Origin of the sequence: Mycobacterium sp. 1274761.0, from assembly GCF_001668615.1 — a bacterium.
Lineage (GTDB): Bacteria > Actinomycetota > Actinomycetes > Mycobacteriales > Mycobacteriaceae > Mycobacterium.
Genome location: NZ_LZMC01000086.1, coordinates 1 through 18408, shown reverse-complemented (window position 1 = coordinate 18408; position 18408 = coordinate 1). Strand labels below are relative to the sequence as shown.

Sequence of the window (18408 nt, the reverse complement as noted above, 5' to 3'; positions counted from 1 at the left end):
ACAATCGTGGCCACCGTTGCGATTGCGGGGTCCTCGGGGCTGATCGGCTCGGCGCTGACGTACGCGCTCCGGGCGACCGACCACCGGGTGGTACGCATTGTGCGCAGGGCACCGTCGAGTCCCGATGAGCTGTTCTGGAATCCGGACACCGGGCAGTTCGATGCGACTGCGCTGCGCGGCGTGGACGCCGCGGTCAACATGTGCGGCATCAACGTCGGCGCCAAGCGGTGGTCGGGTGCGTTCAAACAAAGCTTGCGCGACAGCAGGATTGACCCCACCGAGGTCCTGTCGGAAGCCGTCGCCGAAGCGGGGGTGGGCACTCTGATCAACGCAAGCGCGGTCGGCTACTACGGCGACACCGGAAACCGCATCGCCGACGAGTCGGCCCCGTCGGGCCACGGATTTCTGGCTCAGCTGTGCCGCGACTGGGAGAAGGCGACGACACCGGCGCAGCATGCCGGCGCACGCGTCGTCCTGGTCCGCACCGGTCTGGTGATCTCTCCGCGTGGCGGGGTGTTGGCCAGGCTGCGGCCGCTGTTCGCGCTGGGGCTCGGCGGACGGCTCGGCAACGGCAAGCAGTACATGCCGTGGATCAGCCTCGAAGACCAGATCCGCGCGTTGCTGTTCGCGATCCTCCACGATGAGTTGTCCGGCCCGGTGAACTTCACCGGGCCGGCGCCGGTGACGAACGCGGAGTTCACCACGGCGATGGGCCGCGAGCTGAACCGGCCGACGCCCCTGATCGTTCCGGGCTTCGCGCTGAAGGCGCTACTGGGCGAGTTCGCCGAGGAAGGGCTGCTGGGTGGGCAGCGGGCCATCCCCGCGGCCCTGGAAAACGCCGGCTACGACTTCCGCCACCACACCGTCGGCGAGGCACTGGCCTACGCCGCGAGTACCGTCGAATCGTGAGTTCTATCCGATCGGCCGACACCCCGGTCGAGGTTCGCCGGCTCGGCAGCATCGGCTACCAAGACGCGTGGACCCTGCAACGGGAGTTGGCCGATGCGCGCCTCGCCGGCGGCCCCGACTCGCTGCTGCTGCTCGAGCACCCGCCGGTGTACACGGCGGGCCGCCGCACGCTTCCCAGTGAAAGGCCCAGTGCATCCGACGTTCCCGTCATCGACACCGACCGCGGCGGGAAGATCACCTGGCACGGCCCCGGACAGCTGGTCGGTTATCCGATCATCGGGCTGGCCGAGCCGCTCGATGTGGTGAATTTCGTTCGGCGCCTTGAGGAGTCGTTGATCCACGTCTGCCGCGACCTCGGCCTGGAGACGGGTCGCGTGCCGGGCCGGTCCGGGATGTGGGTGCCAGCCGACGCCAAAGGGCCCGCCCGCAAGGTCGGCGCGATCGGTGTGCGGGTTTCGCGGGCAACGACGCTGCACGGGTTCGCGTTGAACTGCGACTGCGACCTCAACGCCTTCTCGACCATCATCCCGTGCGGCATCGCCGATGCCGGCGTCACCTCGCTGACGGCCGAATTGGGCCGCCACGTCGGCGTCGACGACGTCATCGACGGTGTGACGACCGCCGTGTGTGACGCGCTCGACGGGCGGCTGCGGGTAGCGTTGAAATCGTGACTGTCGCTCCGGAGTCTAACGTCGCCGGTTATGCGGCTCCGGAGTCCAACGTCGCCGGCCATGCGGCTCCGGAGTCCAACGTCGCCGGCCATGCGGCTCCGGAAGGCCGCAAGCTGCTGCGACTGGAGGTCCGCAACGCCGAAACCCCGATCGAGCGCAAGCCGCCGTGGATCAAGACCCGGCTACGGACGGGTCCGGAGTACACGCAGCTGAAGAACCTTGTGCGCCGCGAGGGTCTGCACACCGTCTGCGAGGAGGCGGGCTGCCCCAACATCTACGAATGCTGGGAAGACCGGGAGGCGACGTTCCTGATCGGCGGTGAGCAGTGCACGCGTCGCTGCGACTTCTGCCAGATCGATACAGGCAAGCCCGCAGAGCTGGACCGCGACGAGCCGCGCCGGGTCGCCGAAAGTGTGGCGACGATGGGTCTGCGCTACGCGACCGTCACCGGGGTGGCCCGCGACGACCTGCCCGACGGTGGCGCGTGGCTTTACGCCGAGACGGTGCGGTTCATCAAGAAGCTGAATCCAGACGCCGGTGTCGAATTGCTTATTCCGGACTTCAACGGCGTGCCGGCGCTGCTGGAGGAAGTGTTCGAATCACGGCCAGAAGTGTTGGCGCACAACGTCGAAACCGTGCCGCGGATCTTTAAGCGGATCCGGCCCGCGTTCCGCTACGACCGCAGCCTCGCGGTGTTGACGGCGGCGCGCGACTACGGGCTGGTGACCAAGAGCAACCTGATCCTCGGCATGGGCGAGACGCCCGAAGAGGTGCGCACGGCGCTGAAGGATCTGCTCGACGCGGGCTGTGACATCGTCACGATCACGCAGTACCTGCGGCCGTCGGTACGGCATCATCCGGTCGAGCGCTGGGTGCACCCCGAGGAGTTCGTCGAGCACGCGTCGTTCGCTGAGGAGCTTGGCTTCGCCGGGGTGCTCGCCGGGCCGCTGGTGCGCTCGTCGTACCGGGCGGGCCGCCTCTACGCGCAGGCAGCGGGCTCAAGGCTTTCTCGCCCACCCGTATCCTGAACTAATGGCGAAGACCCGCAACAAGGCCGAACTCAAGGCTGCCAAGGACGAGGCGAAGGCCGCCCGCAAAGTGGCGTCCAAGCAGCGCCGCAGTCAGCTGTGGCAGGCGTTCCAGATCCAGCGCAAAGAGGACAAGCGGCTGCTGCCGTACATGATCGCGGCGTTCGTGGTGATCGTGGCCGCTGCCGTGGTGGCCGGGGTGTTCGCGGGCGGGTTCACGATGTTCACGCTCATCCCGCTGGGTGTGGTGCTCGGTGCGCTGGTGGCGTTCATCATCTTCGCCAGGCGGGCCCAGAAATCCGTCTACCGCAAGGCGGAGGGTCAGGCCGGCGCTGCGGCGTGGGCGCTGGAAAACCTGCGCGGCAAGTGGCGGGTGACGCCGGGCGTGGCTGCCACCGGCCATCTCGACGCGGTGCACCGGGTGATCGGCAGGCCCGGCGTGATCTTGGTCGGCGAAGGGTCTGCGACGCGGGTGAAACCGCTTCTGGCCCAGGAGAAGAAGCGCACCGCACGGATCGTCGGCGAAATCCCGATCTACGACATCATCATCGGCAACGGGGAGGGTGAGGTGCCGTTGAGCAAGCTCGAACGCCACCTGACCAAGCTGCCCGCGAACATCACGGTCAAGCAGATGGACAGCCTGGAGTCGCGGCTGGCCGCGCTGGGCTCGAAGGTCGGGCCCGCGGCCATGCCGAAGGGCCCGATGCCGAACGCAGCCAAGATGCGGGGCATGCAACGCACGGTCCGCCGCCGCTAACTGCCGTCGAACGTGAGCTTGTGTTCGAAATTCGGCCCATGCATCGCATCCGCAACCGCGACATCGAGCGACAAGCCGCGCTGGAGGCGCTCGGCTGGCGAATCGTCCGGGTCAGCGCCGACATGCTGCGGTACCGGCGCGATGTCATATTTTCGCGCACCCGCACGGCACTGCGGAGCGCTGGCGCTTAGCGCCGCACGACCGCGGTGTTGGTCAACCGGTCGTGCAGCCCACGCAGATCGGTGTCGGTGAACAGCGGTGGCACCACCAGGGCGATCAACAGGCCGCGGACCAGGGCACGGCCGAAGCCCACGTGCAGCCGGTTGTCGACGGGGATGACGATCAGGCCGAGCGCGTACTGGCCGGGCGTGAAGCCGAACAGCCGCACCGAAACCGCCCCGAGCACGAACCAGATGACCAGCACGGCGGTCGACAGCACCTGCATGCTGATCCAGCCGAACGACATGGCCAGCGCGGCGAGCCCGTAGGCGATCAGCCAGTCGACGAACAGCGCCGCGATCCGCCTGCCCATGCGGGCCAGCGACCGGCTCCCGGTAGGGGGTAGATTCAGACGCTGACCTGGATAATCATTAGGTCTCTGGTCCACCGGCCCCGGCCCGATAGGCGGCGGACCGGATAGCCAGGAGCCGAAGCTGGAGGGCATGGGTCCAGCATAGGTCTGGTGGAATTGCGTAACTTCCGCGCAACATGCGGTTGACTGCCGTGCAACATCGTGTCCATAGCGTCATCCCGCGGGTTAATAGATATAAGGAGAGACCTCAGTGGCAGAAAAGACCGCCGACGATGTCATGAAGCAGATCAAGGACGAGGAAGTCGCCTACGTCGACATCCGGTTCTGCGACCTGCCCGGTGTCGTCCAGCACTTCTCGATCCCGGCGTCGGCATTCGACGAGAGCGTTTTCGAGGACGGTTTGGCGTTCGACGGCTCGTCGGTGCGCGGGTTCCAGTCCATCCACGAGTCGGACATGATGCTGCTGCCCGACCCCGCGACGGCGCGCATCGACCCGTTCCGCGAGGCGAAGACGCTGAACCTCAACTTCTTCGTGCATGACCCGTTCACCCGCGAGGCGTACTCCCGCGACCCGCGCAACGTGGCCCGCAAGGCGGAGAACTACCTGGCCAGCACCGGTATCGCCGACACGGCGTACTTCGGCGCCGAGGCCGAGTTCTACATCTTCGACTCGGTGAGCTTCGACTCACAGATGAACGGCACGTTCTACGAGATCGACTCCGAGGCGGGCTGGTGGAACACCGGTGAACCGTTCGAGTCCGACGGCAGCGCCAACCGCGGTTACAAGGTTCGCCCCAAGGGCGGCTACTTCCCCGTCGCCCCCTACGACCACTACGTCGACCTGCGCGATCAGATGTGCACCAACCTGCAGAACGCGGGCTTCGTGCTGGAGCGCGGTCACCACGAGGTGGGCACAGCGGGCCAAGCGGAGATCAACTACAAGTTCAACACGCTGCTGCATGCGGCCGATGACCTGGTGCTGTTCAAGTACATCATCAAGAACACGGCGTGGCAGGCCGGCAAGACGGTGACGTTCATGCCGAAGCCGCTGTTCGGTGACAACGGTTCGGGCATGCACTGTCACCAGTCGCTGTGGAAGGACGGCAGCCCGCTGTTCCACGACGAGTCCGGCTATGCGGGCCTGTCGGACACCGCGCGGCACTACATCGGCGGCATCCTGCACCACGCCCCGTCGCTGCTGGCGTTCACCAACCCGACGGTGAACTCCTACAAGCGTCTGGTGCCGGGTTACGAGGCGCCGATCAACCTGGTGTACAGCCAGCGCAACCGCTCGGCGTGTGTGCGCATCCCGATCACGGGCAACAACCCGAAGGCCAAGCGCCTGGAGTTCCGCTGCCCCGACAGCTCGGGCAACCCGTACCTTGCGTTCGCGGCGATGATGATGGCCGGACTGGACGGCATCAAGAAGAAGCTGGAGCCGCAGGCACCGGTCGACAAGGACCTCTACGAGCTTCCGCCGGACGAGGCCGCTGCCATTCCGCAGGCGCCGACTTCGCTGTCGGCGGTGATCGACCGGCTCGAGGAGGACCACGAATACCTCACCGAGGGCGGGGTTTTCACCGAGGACCTCATCGAGACGTGGATTTCTTACAAGCGTGAGAACGAGATTCTGCCGGTGCAGATCCGTCCTCACCCGTACGAGATCGCGCTGTACTACGACGTCTAAATAAACACTGCATAAAGGGCCGGGCGAGCAGTGTCGCCCGGCCCTTTTGCGCGTTAGGGTCAGCTATGACCAACCTGGACGCCCGCTTGGCGGGTTATCACTCCCCTGTCTTGAGCGCTTTCCGCATCATTTTTGGTCTGCTCTACACGATCCACGGCTCGCAGAAGTTGTTCGGCTGGCCGGTGCCGGCGCCGGCTCCGATCGAAACCGGCTCCTTCCCGTACTGGTGGGCCGGGCTGATCGAATTCGTGCTCGGCGTATTGATCACTCTCGGTTTGTTCACCCGGATCGCGGCGTTCATCGCCTCCGGCGAGATGGCGTTCGCGTACTTCTATCAGCACTGGCCGCCGCTGAAAGGTGGTCCGACGGCGAGCTTCTGGCCCATCGAGAACGGCGGCGAGCTGGCAATCCTGTACTGCTTCGGGTTCTTGTTGCTTGCGACCACGGGCGCGGGTCTCTTGTCCGTCGATGCGCGACGTCGGCGCCGGGTTGCGACGACGGGAACGGTCGCTGGAACCGCCGCCGCGCCACCACGACGTCCCGGCCTCCTGAGCCGCTTCCGTCGGTAGGGCCTAGAGGTCTAGCGCCAGGTCCTTGCGGAAGCGCTGCATCCCGTCGATCTTCTCCGCGAGCGTTGCGTCGGGACCGGCGTAGAACATCCACGGCATCGTGATGACCCCGGTGATGCCGCCGGCATCCGCCCGCTCGTAATGCTCTGGCAGAAACGCATCCGTCAACGGCGACAAGACCTCAAAACCGTCCATCGACAAGCCTTCGGACTCCCGCAATTCACGGATCCGCGATACCCGCGCCAGCGCCTGATCCGTCGAGATCAAATCCCCGATCCACCCGTCATTTCGCGCTGCCCGCCGTAACGCCACCTCAGAGAGCCCGCCGACGTAGATCGGGATCCGGGGCGGCGTCGGCTCCATTTCCAACCGGGGCGTCGAGTAGAACTCCCCGGAAAACGACGCCCACCCCGGCTCCCAGAGCGCGCGAAACAACCGCAGCATCTCGTCAGTCCGCTTGCCGCGCTGCGAAAACTGCTGACCCATCAACTCGAACTCTTCTCTGCACCACCCCACGCCGACGCCGAGCTCCACCCGCCCGTCCGAGATATACGCCGCCGTGCCGATCGCTTTCGCCGCAGCGTACGGATCCCTCATCGCGGGGATGTACACCGTCGTAACGAACCTCAGCCGCGACGTCACCTGCGCGATCGCTCCCACCAACACCCACGGGTCGGGCCAATCCGTGAACGCCTCCCAGCGACGCTTACCGTCGCGCGTGTAGGGATACGGCGTGGCCAACGTCTCGAGATTGATCACATGGTCGGGTATACCGATGCCGTCATAGCCGAGATCATCAGCGGCGCGCGCAATTTCAACAGCCTCTTTCGTCTCCCCGAAAGCGACGCTGACATAGAACTTCATCCGGCGTCTCGAGCCCACGCCGGCTTGATGAAGATGCCCTCCGCCTCGACCGTCTTACCTTCGGAGTCGCTCATGTGTCCGCTCACGAACGTCTTGTAGCCGTCCGTCCGCTCAATCGCCGCCTCGGCCCTCAACCGGCCCAGCGGCGTCCCCCGCAGATACCGCAGGGTGATGGTGCCGGTGAACAACGGCTTGGTCATGCCGTCGCTCGCCGCCTCCCCCAGCAGCTGGTCCAACACCAACGCCAACACGCCGCCATGCACCCAGCCGGGTGGGCCCTGATACGCCTCTCCAAGCTCGAACTCGCTCCACCACAAGCCATCCAGGTCCTCGTTCATCACCAGCGGCGGCGCGATCGCATTGCGAAAGCCCGTTACCGGATTTCCCCATACCACCGGACGATTGCCCACTGCGAGCCGTACTTGAGACGGCGTTTCCACCCCGCCGAGTTTCTCCACCGCCGCCTCGACCAACGCCTGCGCTTCACGGATCGTCGCCTCGTCGGCGCCGCTTCGAATGCCCGCATGAATCAGCCGTCGCACCGAATCAGTCAGGGGCGAGTACAACTCCTGCAACCGCGAGTGCTCTGCAGCACTGATCTCCTCGAACGAAAAATCTACCGGCTCAACCACTTGCTTTAACCAAAGACCTTTCGTACGACCGCCTTGGCGCGACGGGTCACCCGCAGATAGTTGTCAAGGAATTCACCGCCGTCGTCGGTGTCCCAACCCGCAGCCACCGCGACTGCGTTCAGCCGCCGACCCGGCCCCGGCAATTGATCGGTTGGCTTGCCGCGCACCAGAACCAGCGCATTGCGCGTTCGCGTCACCATCAACCACGCTTCACGCAGCAGCTCGACATCGCCCTCGGCGATCAACTCCGCCGCGCCGATCGCGTCCAGTGTCTGCAACGTCGACGTCCCCCGCAGCGCCGGGATCTTGTGCGCATGCCGCAGCTGCAACAGCTGAACGGTCCACTCGATATCGGCCAGCCCGCCACGGCCAAGTTTGGTGTGCGTGTTGGGATCTGCCCCGCGCGGCAGACGCTCGGAGTCGACCCTGGCCTTGATCCGACGGATCTCCTGGACCGCTTGCGCCGACACGCCACCCGACGGATACCGCGTCTTGTCGACCATCAACAGGAACCGCTCGCCGAGGTCTTCATCACCGGCGACCCGATGTGCGCGCAGCAGCGCTTGAATCTCCCACGGCTGCGCCCATTTCTCGTAGTACGACGCGTACGACGCCAGCGTCCGCACCAGCGAGCCGTTGCGTCCCTCCGGCCGCAGTCCCGCATCGACCTCCAGCGGTGGATCGGCACTCGGCGTGCCCAACAACGACCGCACCTGCTCTGCCACCGTGATTGCCCAACGCACGGAAGCGGATTCGTCCACTCCGTCCGCGGGTTCGCAGACGAACATGACGTCGGCGTCCGAGCCATAGCCCAGCTCACCCCCGCCGAGCCTGCCCATGCCGATCACCGCGATCTTCGCCGGCGCCTCGCCACTCGACGGCGTGTTCGCGCGAATCACCGCCTCCAACGCCGCCTGCAACACAGCCACCCACACCGATGTCAGCGCCTTGCAGACGTCGGTCACCTCGAGCATGCCGAGCAGGTCCGCCGACGCGATGCGCGCCAGTTCCCGACGACGCAGCGTACGCGCCGCGGCGATCGCACGCACCGGATCCGGATGCCGTCCCGCAGAAGCGATCAACGCTCGCGCGACGCCGTCGGGTTCGACCTCGAGCAGCTTCGGCCCCGACGGACCGTCCGCGTACTGCTGAATCACCTCCGGCGCCCGCATCAGCAGATCCGGCACGTACGCCGAGGTCCCCAGCACCCGCATCAGCCGCTTGGCCACCGCTCCCTCGTCGCGCAGGGTGGACAGATACCACCGGTGGTCGGCCAATTCGTCGCTGATGCGGCGGTATGCCAATAGACCCGCGTCGGGATCAGGTGTATCCGACAGCCAGTCGAGCAGTGTCGGCAGCAGCACCTGCTGGACCCGGCCGCGACGCCCGGTAGGTCCTGTCAAGGCGGCGAGATGGGTGAGCGCGCTCTGGGGTCCCTCGTAACCCAATGCGGCAAGCTGACGTTCGGCGGCCGCCGGGGTCAACATCGCCGGCTGGCCCGCCGATTCCAGCAGCGGCTGATAGAACAGCTTGGCGTGCAGCCGCGAGACCCGATGGTTCTGGCGCTTGAGCTCTTCGCGCAACACACCGAGCGCGTCATGCTGACCGTCGGGGCGCATATGCGCCGCGCGCGCCAGCCAACGCATGGCTTCGACGTCGTCCTCGTCGGGCAGCATGTGCGTGCGCTTGAGCCGTTGCAGCTGCAGCCGGTGTTCAAGCAACCGCAGGAACTCGTATGACGCAGTCAGATTGGCGGCGTCGTCGCGGCCGATGTACCCGCCCGCGCTCAGCGCCGTCAGCGCCTCGACCGTCGATCGCACGTGCAGCGACGGGTCGTTGCGGCCATGCACCAATTGCAGTAGCTGCACGGCGAATTCGACGTCGCGCAGCCCGCCTGTGCCGAGCTTGAGCTCCCGAGTCCGCTCCCCTGCCGGCACCAGCGACTCGACGCGCCTGCGCATCGCCTGAACCTCGGGGACGAAATCTTCGCGTTCCGATGCCGCCCACACCATCGGCATCAGCGACTCGATGTACTGCTCGCCGAGTTCGGCGTCACCAGCGGCCGGCCGCGCCTTCATCAGCGCCTGAAACTCCCACGTCTTGGCCCAGCGCTCGTAGTAGGCGACGTGTGATTCGAGCGTGCGGACCAGCTGACCGTGTTTGCCCTCCGGCCGCAGTGCCGCGTCGACTTCGAAGAACGCCTCCGACGCGAACCGCATCATCTCGCCGGCCAACCGCGTGCTCAGGGCATCGGCCTGCTCGACGACAAAGATGACGTCGACGTCGCTGACGTAGTTCAGCTCGCGGGCGCCGCATTTACCCATCGCGATCACGGCCAGCCGCGGCGCTTCACCATCCTCACCGCACACCGAGCGCTTTGCGACCTCCAGTGCAGCGGCCAGTGCGGCGTCAGCCAGATCGGACAGATGCGCTCCGACATCGGTGAACGGCAGCACCGGCTCGTTCTCCACAAGCGAGGCGAGGTCGAGGCCGGCGAGCACCAGCAGCCGGTCGCGATACAACGTCCGCAGCACCGGCAGCGCATCGTTTGTGCCCCTTGTCGATTCGGCGGCCACGGTCATCATCTGTCGCAGTTCATCTACCGACGGCAAGGCCACCGGGCCGGCCAACAGCCGCCACGAGTGCGGGTTTGCGACCAGATGGTCCCCCAGCGCCAGCGATGAACCGAGCACCCCGAACAGCCGCCCGCGAAGCGACTTGTCCTCAAGCACCGCCCGGTTGAGCTCGTCCCACTCGTCGCCCGCCGCCTCGGCCAGCCGCACCATGGTGCGCAGCGCGACGTCGGCATCGGGAGCACGCGACACTGACCAGAGCAGCTCGACGTGCGCTTCGGTGTTCCAGCCGAGCCGATCCAGGTCAGCGGGGGCCGACGGTTCGACCAGACCTAGCCGGCCAGCACTGGGCAGCTTCGGTCGCTGCGTCGCAGGTTTGGCCACACCAAACGGTATCGCAGCCCGTTACAGCGACAGGTAGGTCTTCAGCTCGAACGGCGTGACGTGGCTGCGGTAGTTCTCCCACTCGGCACGCTTGTTACGCAGGAAGAAGTCGAACACGTGCTCCCCCAACGCTTCTGCGACGAGCTCGGAGTTCTCCATCTCCGACAGCGCGACACCGAGGCTGCCCGGCAACTCCTTGTAGCCCATGGCGCGGCGCTCCTCGCGGGTGAGGCTCCACACGTTGTCCTCGGCCTGCGGGCCCAGCACGTAGCCCTTCTCCACGCCGCGCAGACCCGCGGCGAGCAGCACGGCAAACGTCAGGTACGGGTTGCACGCCGAGTCGGGGCTGCGCACCTCGATGCGCCGCGACGAGGCCTTGCGCGGCGTGTACATCGGAACCCGGACCAACGCCGAGCGGTTGGCGAAGCCCCAGGACGCCGCCGTCGGCGCCTCACCGCCGTGCACGAGCCGCTTGTAGGAGTTCACCCATTGGTTCGTCACTGCGCTGATCTCGGTGGCGTGCTCCAAAATGCCTGCGATGAACGACTTTGCGGTGTCCGACAGCTGTAGCGGGTCGTCCGCGCTGTAGAAGGCGTTGTTCTCGCCCTCGAACAGGCTCATGTGGGTGTGCATCGCCGAGCCGGGGTATTCGGCGTACGGCTTGGGCATGAACGACGCCCTGACGCCGTCGCCGAGCGCGACCTCTTTGACGACGTAGCGGAACGTCATCACGTTGTCGGCCATGGACAGCGCGTCGGCGTAGCGCAGGTCGATCTCCTGCTGGCCCGGGGCGCCCTCGTGGTGGCTGAACTCCACCGAGATGCCCATCTGCTCGAGCGCGTCGATCGCGTGCCTGCGGAAGTTGGGCGCCGAGTCGTGCACGGCCTGGTCGAAATAGCCGCCGTTGTCGGCGGGTACCGGCGGCGTGCCGTCGTCGGGGCCCGGCTGCAGCAGGAAGAACTCGATCTCGGGGTGCACGTAACAGGAGAATCCCAGGTCACTGGCCTTGGCCAGTTGGCGACGCAGCACATGGCGCGAGTCCGCCCATGACGGGGATCCGTCGGGCATGGTGATGTCGCAGAACATTCGCGCGGAGTGGTGCTCGCCCGCGCTGGTGGTCCACGGCAGCACCTGAAAGGTGGACGGGTCGGGCCGCGCGACGGTGTCGGATTCCGATACGCGGGCAAAGCCTTCGATCGACGAGCCGTCGAATCCGATGCCCTCTTCGAACGCCCCCTCCAGCTCGGCGGGGGCGATCGCGACCGACTTCAGGTATCCGAGCACATCGGTGAACCACAGCCGGACGAACCGGATGTCGCGTTCCTCCAGCGTGCGCAGGACAAATTCCTTTTGCCGATCCATGACCGAAGCGTAGGTACCGGCTGTTAAATCTGTGTTACGCCGCCTGTGCTACCTAGCACCGCAGGCCCGCCGGCGGCTGCTCACCATTGACGAGAAACGCCACAACGGCGGTATCGACGCAGGCGTCTCCGTTGAAGACGACGGTGTGCTGGGTGCCGTCGAAGGTGATCAGGCCGGCGCCCATCTGCTTGGCCAGGTCGACCCCGGACGAATACGGCGTGGCGGGGTCGTGCGTGGTGGAGACGACCACGACCTTGCCGGGGCCTGGCGACACCGCGGGGTGCGGCGTAGCAGCGGCCGGGACGGGCCACATCGCGCAGATGTCTCGCGGCGCCGACCCCGTGAAGGAGCCGTAACTCAGAAACGGCGCGGCTTGCCGGGCGCGTTGGTCGGCGGCGGCCCAGGTAGCGGGGTCCGTCGGGAACTGCGAATTCACACAGCGGATGCCGTAGAACGCGTCCTGCGAGTTCTGATAATGGCCGTTAGCGTCGCGCTTCACGTAATCGTCGGCGAGCAGCAGCAGGTCGCCGGGATCGGTTCCGCGGGCAAGCCCCAGCAGCCCGCTGGTGAGGAACTTCCAGTACTGCCGGGAGTACAGCGCGTCCACTGTGCCGGTGATGGCGTCCTGATAGCTGAGGCCGCGCGGATCCGACGTTCTGGCGGGTTGCTTGGCCAACGGGTCGACCAGCTGGTGGTAGCGGTTGACGAACTGCGACGGGTCATTGCCCAGCGGGCAACCCGCCAGCTGAGCGCAGTCGGCGGCGTAGTCGGAGAAGGCGGTTTGAAACGCCGCCATCTGGCGCAGGTTCTCCTCGATGGGATCCAGGCTGGGATCGACGGCCCCGTCGAGCACCATGGCCCGCACCCGGTCGGGGTACGCCTCGGCGTAGGCCGCACCGATTTCGGTGCCGTACGAGAACCCCAGATAGCTGATCTGGTTCTCGCCCAGAGCTGCGCGCACCACGTCCATGTCGTGTGCCGTCGTCGCGGTCGCGAGGCTTGCCAGAAACTCCTTGCCCACCCGATCCGCGCAGCTCTGCGCGAACTGCCGATACAGCGTTTCGATGTGGGCGACCCCCGCCGGGCTGTAGTCGGCGTTCGGTTCCCTTCTGTAGGCGTCGAATTCGGCATCGGTGCGGCATCGCAACTCTGGCGTCGAGTGCCCGACGCCGCGGGGGTCGAATCCGACCAGGTCGAACCGGCGGCCGATGTCGGTGTCGGCCAGCGCCGCGCCCATACCCGCGACGGTGTCGACCGCCGAGGCGCCCGGACCGCCGGGGTTGACCATCAGCACACCGATCCGGTCACCGCTTGCGGGTATCCGGATGACCGCCAATTGTGCTTGCGCGCCTTGCGGATCGGCGTAGTCGACCGGCACGGACACGTAACCGCACTGCGCAGTCGGGATCGGCTTGGTGTCGTTGACGAACTGGTCACAGCCCGTCCAGACCGGCGCCTGGCCGTATGCCTGCGTGGACTGACCCTCAGGCGTGGCTGACGCGGGTGGGCCCATGACTACCGCCGCCAGCAGGCATGCCAGCAGCGTCACGCCACACCTACCCGCCCGCATGGCGATCATCGTCGCATGCCGGTCATGGCAACCGTGAAGCCGCTACCGGACGGTGACCCTTCAGAGACCTGGACGTGCCCAGGAGTCGAGTTCCGTTGGTCAGCAACGACTGTTGGGTGGGGGCACCCTGACATCGATCAGGTAGGTGGCGACGATGTCGTCGATGCACTGGTTGCCCTGGAACGCGACCGTGTGCTGGGTGCCTTCGAAGGTCACCAGCGTGCTGCCGAGTTGCTTGGCCAGGTCCACGCCGGCCTGGTACGGCGTGGCCGGATCATTGGTCGTCGAGATAACCAGCGTGGGCGGCAACTTGCCCTTCACGGAGATCTCGTGCGGTTGGGTGGTCGGCGGAACGGGCCACAGCGCACAGGTGTCCATCGGCGCGTAGCCGGTGAACTCCCCGTAGTTCATGAAAGGCGCCAACTCCCGTGCGCGACGGTCTTTCTCGACGAGCTTTGCCTGGTCGGTGACCGCGGGCTGGTCGAGGCAATTGACCGCGACCCGTACGTCGGTCGCGTTGTCGTAATGCCCCTCGGGGCTGCGGTGCATGTAGATATCGGACAACCGCAGCAGCATGTCCCCGCGCCCTTGGCGCAGCTCGTTCAGCCCGTCGGTGAGCCGCGGCCAGATGCTCGGCGAATACAGCGGCAGCAGGGTGCCGACGATCGCGTCGCTGTAGGCCAGCCCGCGCGGATCCTTGGTCTTGGCGGGCCTGTCGACCAGAGGCTCCACCAGGCCCTTGTAGACGTCGGTGGCCTTGGCCGGATCGGTACCCAGCGGGCAGTCCGGATCCTTGGCGCAGTCGGCGGCGTAGTCGTCGAACGCTTTCTGGAAGGCTGCCGTCTGCCGGAGGTCCTCTTCGATCGGGTCGGCGTTAGGGTCGATCGCGCCGTCGAGCACCATCGCCCGCACGTTTTGCGGGAACTCTTCGGCGTAGCCGCCGCCGATCCGCGTGCCGTAGGAGTAGCCGAGATAGGTCAGCTTGTCATCGCCGACCGCGACCCGGATCGCGTCGAGGTCCTTGACGACGTTGGCGGTGCCGACGTTGGCGAGAAACTTCTTGCCCGTCTTGTCGAGGCAGCGCTGGACGAAGGCCTTCGTCTCGTTGTTGATGTGCTCGATGCCTTCCGGCGAATAGTCGACCTGCGGGTCGGCCCGCAACCGGTCGTTGTCAGCATCGGAGTTGCACCACACCGCGGGCGTCGAACCGGCGACGCCGCGTGGGTCGAACCCGACGAGGTCGAAGCGCTCGCGCACCGATTGCGGCAGGGTGCCGACCAGGTTGACGGCCGACTCGACGCCGGATTCGCCGGGCCCACCGGGGTTGATCACCAGCGAGCCGATCTTGTCGCCGGTGGCCTTGAAGCGGATCAACGCCAGCTGCGCGACGTCGCCGTCGGGATCGTCGTAGTCGACGGGAACCGAGAGCTTGCCGCATTCGGCGTCGGCCGGGATCGGCACCAGCGGGTCGGCTGATTCGCAAGGGGCCCATTGAATCGGCGACCCGGGTGGCGGCACCGCCATGACGGCGCGGCCGTCGACCACCCTGGCGCATCCCGCCACGAGCGTCACGCCCACAGCGGCGGCAAGGATCCCCTTTTGAAGGTTCATGGCGCTACATGCTGCCATGACGAGGCATCGGTCCTGGCAGACGCCGCTCCGGCCGGTCTAACCGGCGGCTGCCAGCAGCTCGTCGAGTGCGATCTCGAAGTCGTCGGCGAGGTCCCACAGATCGGGCAGCAGCTCGGGGCACGACACGATGCCGATGTCGAGCTTCCCGCTCAGCGACATCACGGTGATGTTGAGTCCCGAGCCGTGGAATATCGGCCCCAGCGGATACATCGCCTTGACCTCCGCGCCCAGGAAATACAGCGGAATTTGCGGACCCGGCACGTTGGAGATCACCAGGTTATGGACCGGCCGCGCCTCACCCAGCTTCGTCCTGGCGTACAGCCGCATCGCGATACCGAACACCGCCGGTGCGGCGAACTGCGACCAGTCCTGAAGCAATGTGGCCCCAATCGCCGAACTATGTTGCTTGGCAACGGAATTCGCATTTGCGATGGACATCAGCCGCTCAGCCGGCGAATCGATATGCGTTTCGAGGCTGGAGAACATTCCCGACACTTGATTGCGGCCCGGCCGATCCGACTTGTCATGCACCGACACCGGAACCATCGCCACCAACGGGGAACCCGGCAGTTCGCCCCGGCCGTCGAGAAACTTGCGCAGGGTTGTCGACACCAGCGCCATCACCACGTCGTTGACCTTGACCCCGAAATGGTTCTTCACTTTCTTGACGTCCTCGAGGTCCAGCTGGGCGAACGCGACGTTGCGGTGGCCCGTCACGTTGGCGTTGAACGCCGTCTTCGGAGCGGTGAAAGGCGGCTTCATCGTGAGCCCACCTCGGGCCCGTTTCACGGTGTCCACCACCGTGTTCAGGGTCGAGGGCACCACGTTGACGAGCTTGAGCGGACGGGTGGCGAACCGGACCGCGCCGCTGACCGCGATCTCCAACTCGCTGGCCCCGCCGACCCCCTCGACGGGCTCAGGGGCGGGCGCGCCGGGTTCTGTGCTGCACAGCTGCGACATCAGGTTGGCACCCGATACACCGTCCACACCGGCATGGTGCACCTTGGTCATCACAGCCAGCCGGCCGCCGGCATGAGCATCGGTGCCCGCGATGTTTTCGATCACCCAGGTCTCCCACAGCGGGCGGCTGCGATCCAATGGCAACGACGCGATGTGGCCGCAGATCTCCGCCAGCTCCTGACGGCCCCCTGGCGCGGGCAGGCCGATGCGGTGCAGATGCCGGTCGACGTCGAAGTCGTCGTCCTCGACCCACACCGGGTGGTCGGGGTTGAAGCGGCTGTCGGCGAGCTTTTCGCGGAACTGCGGCATGGCCTTGATGCGCAGGCGCAGCTCGTCGCGCAGCCGGTCGAACGTGTAACCGCCCGGCATCGTGGATGTGTCCAACTCCAGGATGGAGCACACATGCAACGGCTGCGCCGCGGTTTCGAGGTACAGGAAGCTGGCGTCGAGTCCGCTGAGCCGTTGCATGTGCTGATCGTAATGTGAGGAAATCCACTTAACGCGAAGTTCATCTTGTTACCTGCCGGTGGCACACTGGGGAGGTCAAACGAACCCGGGGACCCGCAACGGGCCACGAGGATCGACCGAACAGACACGAAGGACAACGATGTCTGAGCAGACTGTTTACGGTGCTGCCGAGAACAAGCCGCGGATCAAAGTCCGCACCCATCATCTTCACAAGTGGAAGGCAGAAGGCCACAAATGGGCCATGCTGACCGCCTACGACTACTCCACCGCCCGCATCTTCGATGACGCCGGTATCCCGGTGCTTCTGGTCGGCGATTCCGCTGCCAACGTGGTGTACGGCTACGACACCACGGTGCCGGTCACGATCGACGAGTTGATTCCGCTCGTCCGCGGCGTCGTGCGCGGTGCACCCCACGCCCTGGTCGTCGCCGATCTGCCGTTCGGCTCCTACGAGGCCGGCCCGCAGCAGGCGTTGGAGACCGCTACCCGATTCCTCAAGGAAACCGGCGCGCACGCGGTCAAACTGGAAGGCGGCGAGCGGGTGGCCGGTCAGATCGCCGCGCTGACGCAGGCCGGCATCCCGGTCATCGCCCACATCGGGTTCACGCCGCAGAGCGTCAACGGCCTCGGCGGCTTCCGGGTGCAGGGGCGCGGGGACGCCGCCGAGCAGACCATCCACGATGCGATCGCCGTCCAGGAAGCCGGGGCCGTCGCCGTCGTGTTGGAGATGGTGCCCGCCGAACTGGCCACCCAGATCACCGGCAAGCTGACCATCCCGACGGTCGGCATCGGCGCGGGACCGAACTGCGACGCGCAGGTGCTGGTGTGGCAGGACATGTCAGGCATGACAAGCGGCAAGACCGCCAAATTCGTCAAGCGATTCGGTGATGTGGGCGCTGAACTACGCCGTGCGGCAACGCAATACGCAGAAGAAGTCGCCAGCGGTGTGTTCCCCGCGGAGGAGCACAGCTACTGAGAGGCGCCACCGCAGCCGCAACGTCGTTTCAGGCGAAGTCCGGTTTGCGCTTGGCCATGAACGCGTCGACGCCCTCACGCCCGTCGGCGGATTCGGCGCTCCTGGCAATCACGCGCCCCTCCAGTTCCATCTGTTCTTCCAGGCCGTTAGAGGAGGTCGCCAACAGCAGCTCCTTGACCGCACCATTGGAACCGCCTGCGGTGGAAGCCATTTGGGCGGCGAGCTGGTCGGCTCGGACGGCCAGCTGATCGTCGGGCACCACCTCGGTGACCAGTCCCCACTGTGAGGCCTCGTCCGCCGACAGCGTCCGGTTGGTCAGCATCAGCTCCTTGGTCTTCGTGATTCCGATCAGCCGTGGCAGGAAGTACGACGAGCTGCCGTCGGGGCTGAGGCCTACCTTGGTGTAGGCCATCGTGAACGACGCCGATTCGGCCGCCAGCACGAGGTCGCCGGTGACCGCCAGCGAAAATCCGGCTCCGGCTGCCGTGCCGTTGACCGCTGTGATCAGCACCGCGTTCATGCGGGCGAACGTCGAGATCGCGCGGTGCAGGCTGTCGGCGACGGCCTTGATGTGGCTGCCCCGGCTGGGCGCCGTCGCAAAGGACTTGAGATCGCCTCCCGCGCTGAAGAATCGGCCCGAGCCCGTCAGCACGACGACCTTCGTCGCGGGGGTGTCACAGCGGGCGGCTGCGTCGGCCAGCTCGCGAGTCATGATGTCGTTCATGCCGTTTGCGGCATCGGGCCGATTGAGCGTGAGCCGCGCGATCGGGCCGGACTGCTCGAGCGTAATCGTCTGGTATTCGGTCACACGTGGACTGTATCTGCGCCTGCGCG

Annotated in this window: 17 protein-coding genes; 8 read left to right on the top strand and 9 right to left on the bottom strand. The window is 66.3% G+C overall.

Translation table 11 applies throughout. The features are described 5' to 3' along the window. Positions 1–6 precede the first annotated feature (6 nt). From A5651_RS18185 to A5651_RS25520, 5 genes are all read left to right on the top strand, one after another. Positions 7–909, top strand: coding sequence for a TIGR01777 family oxidoreductase (locus A5651_RS18185; protein WP_369803970.1), 903 nt, complete (start codon positions 7–9; stop codon positions 907–909). Further along, on the top strand, positions 906–1580 hold the full coding sequence (gene lipB / locus A5651_RS18180; protein WP_066983902.1) for a lipoyl(octanoyl) transferase LipB: 675 nt from the start codon (positions 906–908) through the stop codon (positions 1578–1580). The genes A5651_RS18185 and lipB overlap by 4 nt, the downstream gene beginning before the upstream one ends. Before the next feature lie 113 nt (positions 1581–1693). Next, a complete protein-coding gene (gene lipA, locus A5651_RS18175; protein ID WP_066983961.1) occupies positions 1694–2608 on the top strand; it encodes a lipoyl synthase in 915 nt (304 codons plus the stop codon). 4 nt (positions 2609–2612) lie between these two features. Continuing rightward, positions 2613–3365 carry a DUF4191 domain-containing protein gene (locus A5651_RS18170; RefSeq protein WP_066983899.1) on the top strand — a complete coding sequence of 251 codons (753 nt, stop codon included), beginning with the start codon at positions 2613–2615 and terminating at the stop codon, positions 3363–3365. Positions 3366–3385: 20 nt separating this feature from the next. Further along, positions 3386–3556 carry a hypothetical protein gene (locus A5651_RS25520; protein ID WP_156663054.1) on the top strand — a complete coding sequence of 57 codons (171 nt, stop codon included), beginning with the start codon at positions 3386–3388 and terminating at the stop codon, positions 3554–3556. Here A5651_RS25520 and A5651_RS18165 read toward each other — a convergent pair. Further along, positions 3553–4029, bottom strand: coding sequence for an RDD family protein (locus tag A5651_RS18165; RefSeq protein ID WP_066983897.1), 477 nt, complete (start codon positions 4027–4029; stop codon positions 3553–3555). The two genes, A5651_RS25520 and A5651_RS18165, sit on opposite strands and share 4 nt — an antisense overlap. A gap of 118 nt (positions 4030–4147) precedes the next feature. Here A5651_RS18165 and glnA (A5651_RS18160) point away from each other — a divergent pair, with 118 nt between their 5' ends. Together glnA (A5651_RS18160) and A5651_RS18155 are read left to right on the top strand one after the other, a co-directional pair. Next, positions 4148–5584, top strand: a complete 1437-nt coding sequence (gene glnA / locus A5651_RS18160) for a type I glutamate--ammonia ligase (protein WP_066983894.1) — start codon at positions 4148–4150, stop codon at positions 5582–5584. Between the two features lie 65 nt (positions 5585–5649). Continuing rightward, a complete protein-coding gene (locus A5651_RS18155) occupies positions 5650–6153 on the top strand; it encodes a DoxX family protein (protein ID WP_066983891.1) in 504 nt (167 codons plus the stop codon). Positions 6154–6156: 3 nt separating this feature from the next. On the opposite strand, the gene A5651_RS18150 is transcribed toward A5651_RS18155, so the two are convergent. From A5651_RS18150 to A5651_RS18120, 7 genes are all read right to left on the bottom strand, one after another. Beyond that, positions 6157–7017, bottom strand: a complete 861-nt coding sequence (locus A5651_RS18150; RefSeq protein ID WP_066983888.1) for a TIGR03619 family F420-dependent LLM class oxidoreductase — start codon at positions 7015–7017, stop codon at positions 6157–6159. Then, positions 7014–7649 (bottom strand): PaaI family thioesterase, encoded by a 636-nt coding sequence (locus A5651_RS18145; protein WP_066983886.1) that lies wholly within the window; start codon positions 7647–7649, stop codon positions 7014–7016. The genes A5651_RS18150 and A5651_RS18145 overlap by 4 nt, the downstream gene beginning before the upstream one ends. A 5-nt stretch (positions 7650–7654) precedes the next feature. After that, positions 7655–10606 carry a bifunctional [glutamine synthetase] adenylyltransferase/[glutamine synthetase]-adenylyl-L-tyrosine phosphorylase gene (locus A5651_RS18140; RefSeq protein WP_066983882.1) on the bottom strand — a complete coding sequence of 984 codons (2952 nt, stop codon included), beginning with the start codon at positions 10604–10606 and terminating at the stop codon, positions 7655–7657. Between the two features lie 21 nt (positions 10607–10627). Next, positions 10628–11968 carry a type I glutamate--ammonia ligase gene (gene glnA / locus A5651_RS18135; RefSeq protein WP_066983879.1) on the bottom strand — a complete coding sequence of 447 codons (1341 nt, stop codon included), beginning with the start codon at positions 11966–11968 and terminating at the stop codon, positions 10628–10630. A 52-nt stretch (positions 11969–12020) separates the two neighbouring features. Continuing rightward, entirely contained in the window at positions 12021–13547 is a 1527-nt protein-coding gene (locus A5651_RS18130) for an alpha/beta hydrolase (RefSeq protein WP_156663052.1), read from the bottom strand. 90 nt (positions 13548–13637) lie between these two features. Continuing rightward, positions 13638–15149 carry an alpha/beta hydrolase gene (locus A5651_RS18125; protein ID WP_156663050.1) on the bottom strand — a complete coding sequence of 504 codons (1512 nt, stop codon included), beginning with the start codon at positions 15147–15149 and terminating at the stop codon, positions 13638–13640. A 57-nt stretch (positions 15150–15206) separates the two neighbouring features. Continuing rightward, a complete protein-coding gene (locus A5651_RS18120) occupies positions 15207–16598 on the bottom strand; it encodes a wax ester/triacylglycerol synthase family O-acyltransferase (protein WP_066983873.1) in 1392 nt (463 codons plus the stop codon). A 139-nt stretch (positions 16599–16737) separates the two neighbouring features. Here A5651_RS18120 and panB point away from each other — a divergent pair, with 139 nt between their 5' ends. Further along, positions 16738–17574, top strand: a complete 837-nt coding sequence (gene panB, locus A5651_RS18115) for a 3-methyl-2-oxobutanoate hydroxymethyltransferase (RefSeq protein WP_066983870.1) — start codon at positions 16738–16740, stop codon at positions 17572–17574. A 28-nt stretch (positions 17575–17602) separates the two neighbouring features. On the opposite strand, the gene A5651_RS18110 is transcribed toward panB, so the two are convergent. After that, complete coding sequence (locus A5651_RS18110; protein ID WP_066983867.1) at positions 17603–18382, bottom strand: enoyl-CoA hydratase/isomerase family protein; 780 nt, start codon at positions 18380–18382, stop codon at positions 17603–17605. Between the last annotated feature and the right edge of the window lie 26 nt (positions 18383–18408).

What these genes read in the sequence shown, in the direction of transcription:
- A5651_RS18150 (WP_066983888.1), bottom strand. Translation starts at nt 7,017, where the DNA reads ATGAAGTTCTATGTCAGCGTCGCTTTCGGGGAGACGAAAGAGGCTGTT.
- panB (WP_066983870.1), top strand. Translation starts at nt 16,738, where the DNA reads ATGTCTGAGCAGACTGTTTACGGTGCTGCCGAGAACAAGCCGCGGATC.
- A5651_RS18120 (WP_066983873.1), bottom strand. Translation starts at nt 16,598, where the DNA reads ATGCAACGGCTCAGCGGACTCGACGCCAGCTTCCTGTACCTCGAAACC.
- A5651_RS18165 (WP_066983897.1), bottom strand. Translation starts at nt 4,029, where the DNA reads ATGCCCTCCAGCTTCGGCTCCTGGCTATCCGGTCCGCCGCCTATCGGG.
- A5651_RS18125 (WP_156663050.1), bottom strand. Translation starts at nt 15,149, where the DNA reads ATGAACCTTCAAAAGGGGATCCTTGCCGCCGCTGTGGGCGTGACGCTC.
- glnA (WP_066983879.1), bottom strand. Translation starts at nt 11,968, where the DNA reads ATGGATCGGCAAAAGGAATTTGTCCTGCGCACGCTGGAGGAACGCGAC.
- A5651_RS18170 (WP_066983899.1), top strand. Translation starts at nt 2,613, where the DNA reads ATGGCGAAGACCCGCAACAAGGCCGAACTCAAGGCTGCCAAGGACGAG.
- A5651_RS18155 (WP_066983891.1), top strand. Translation starts at nt 5,650, where the DNA reads ATGACCAACCTGGACGCCCGCTTGGCGGGTTATCACTCCCCTGTCTTG.
- A5651_RS18130 (WP_156663052.1), bottom strand. Translation starts at nt 13,547, where the DNA reads ATGATCGCCATGCGGGCGGGTAGGTGTGGCGTGACGCTGCTGGCATGC.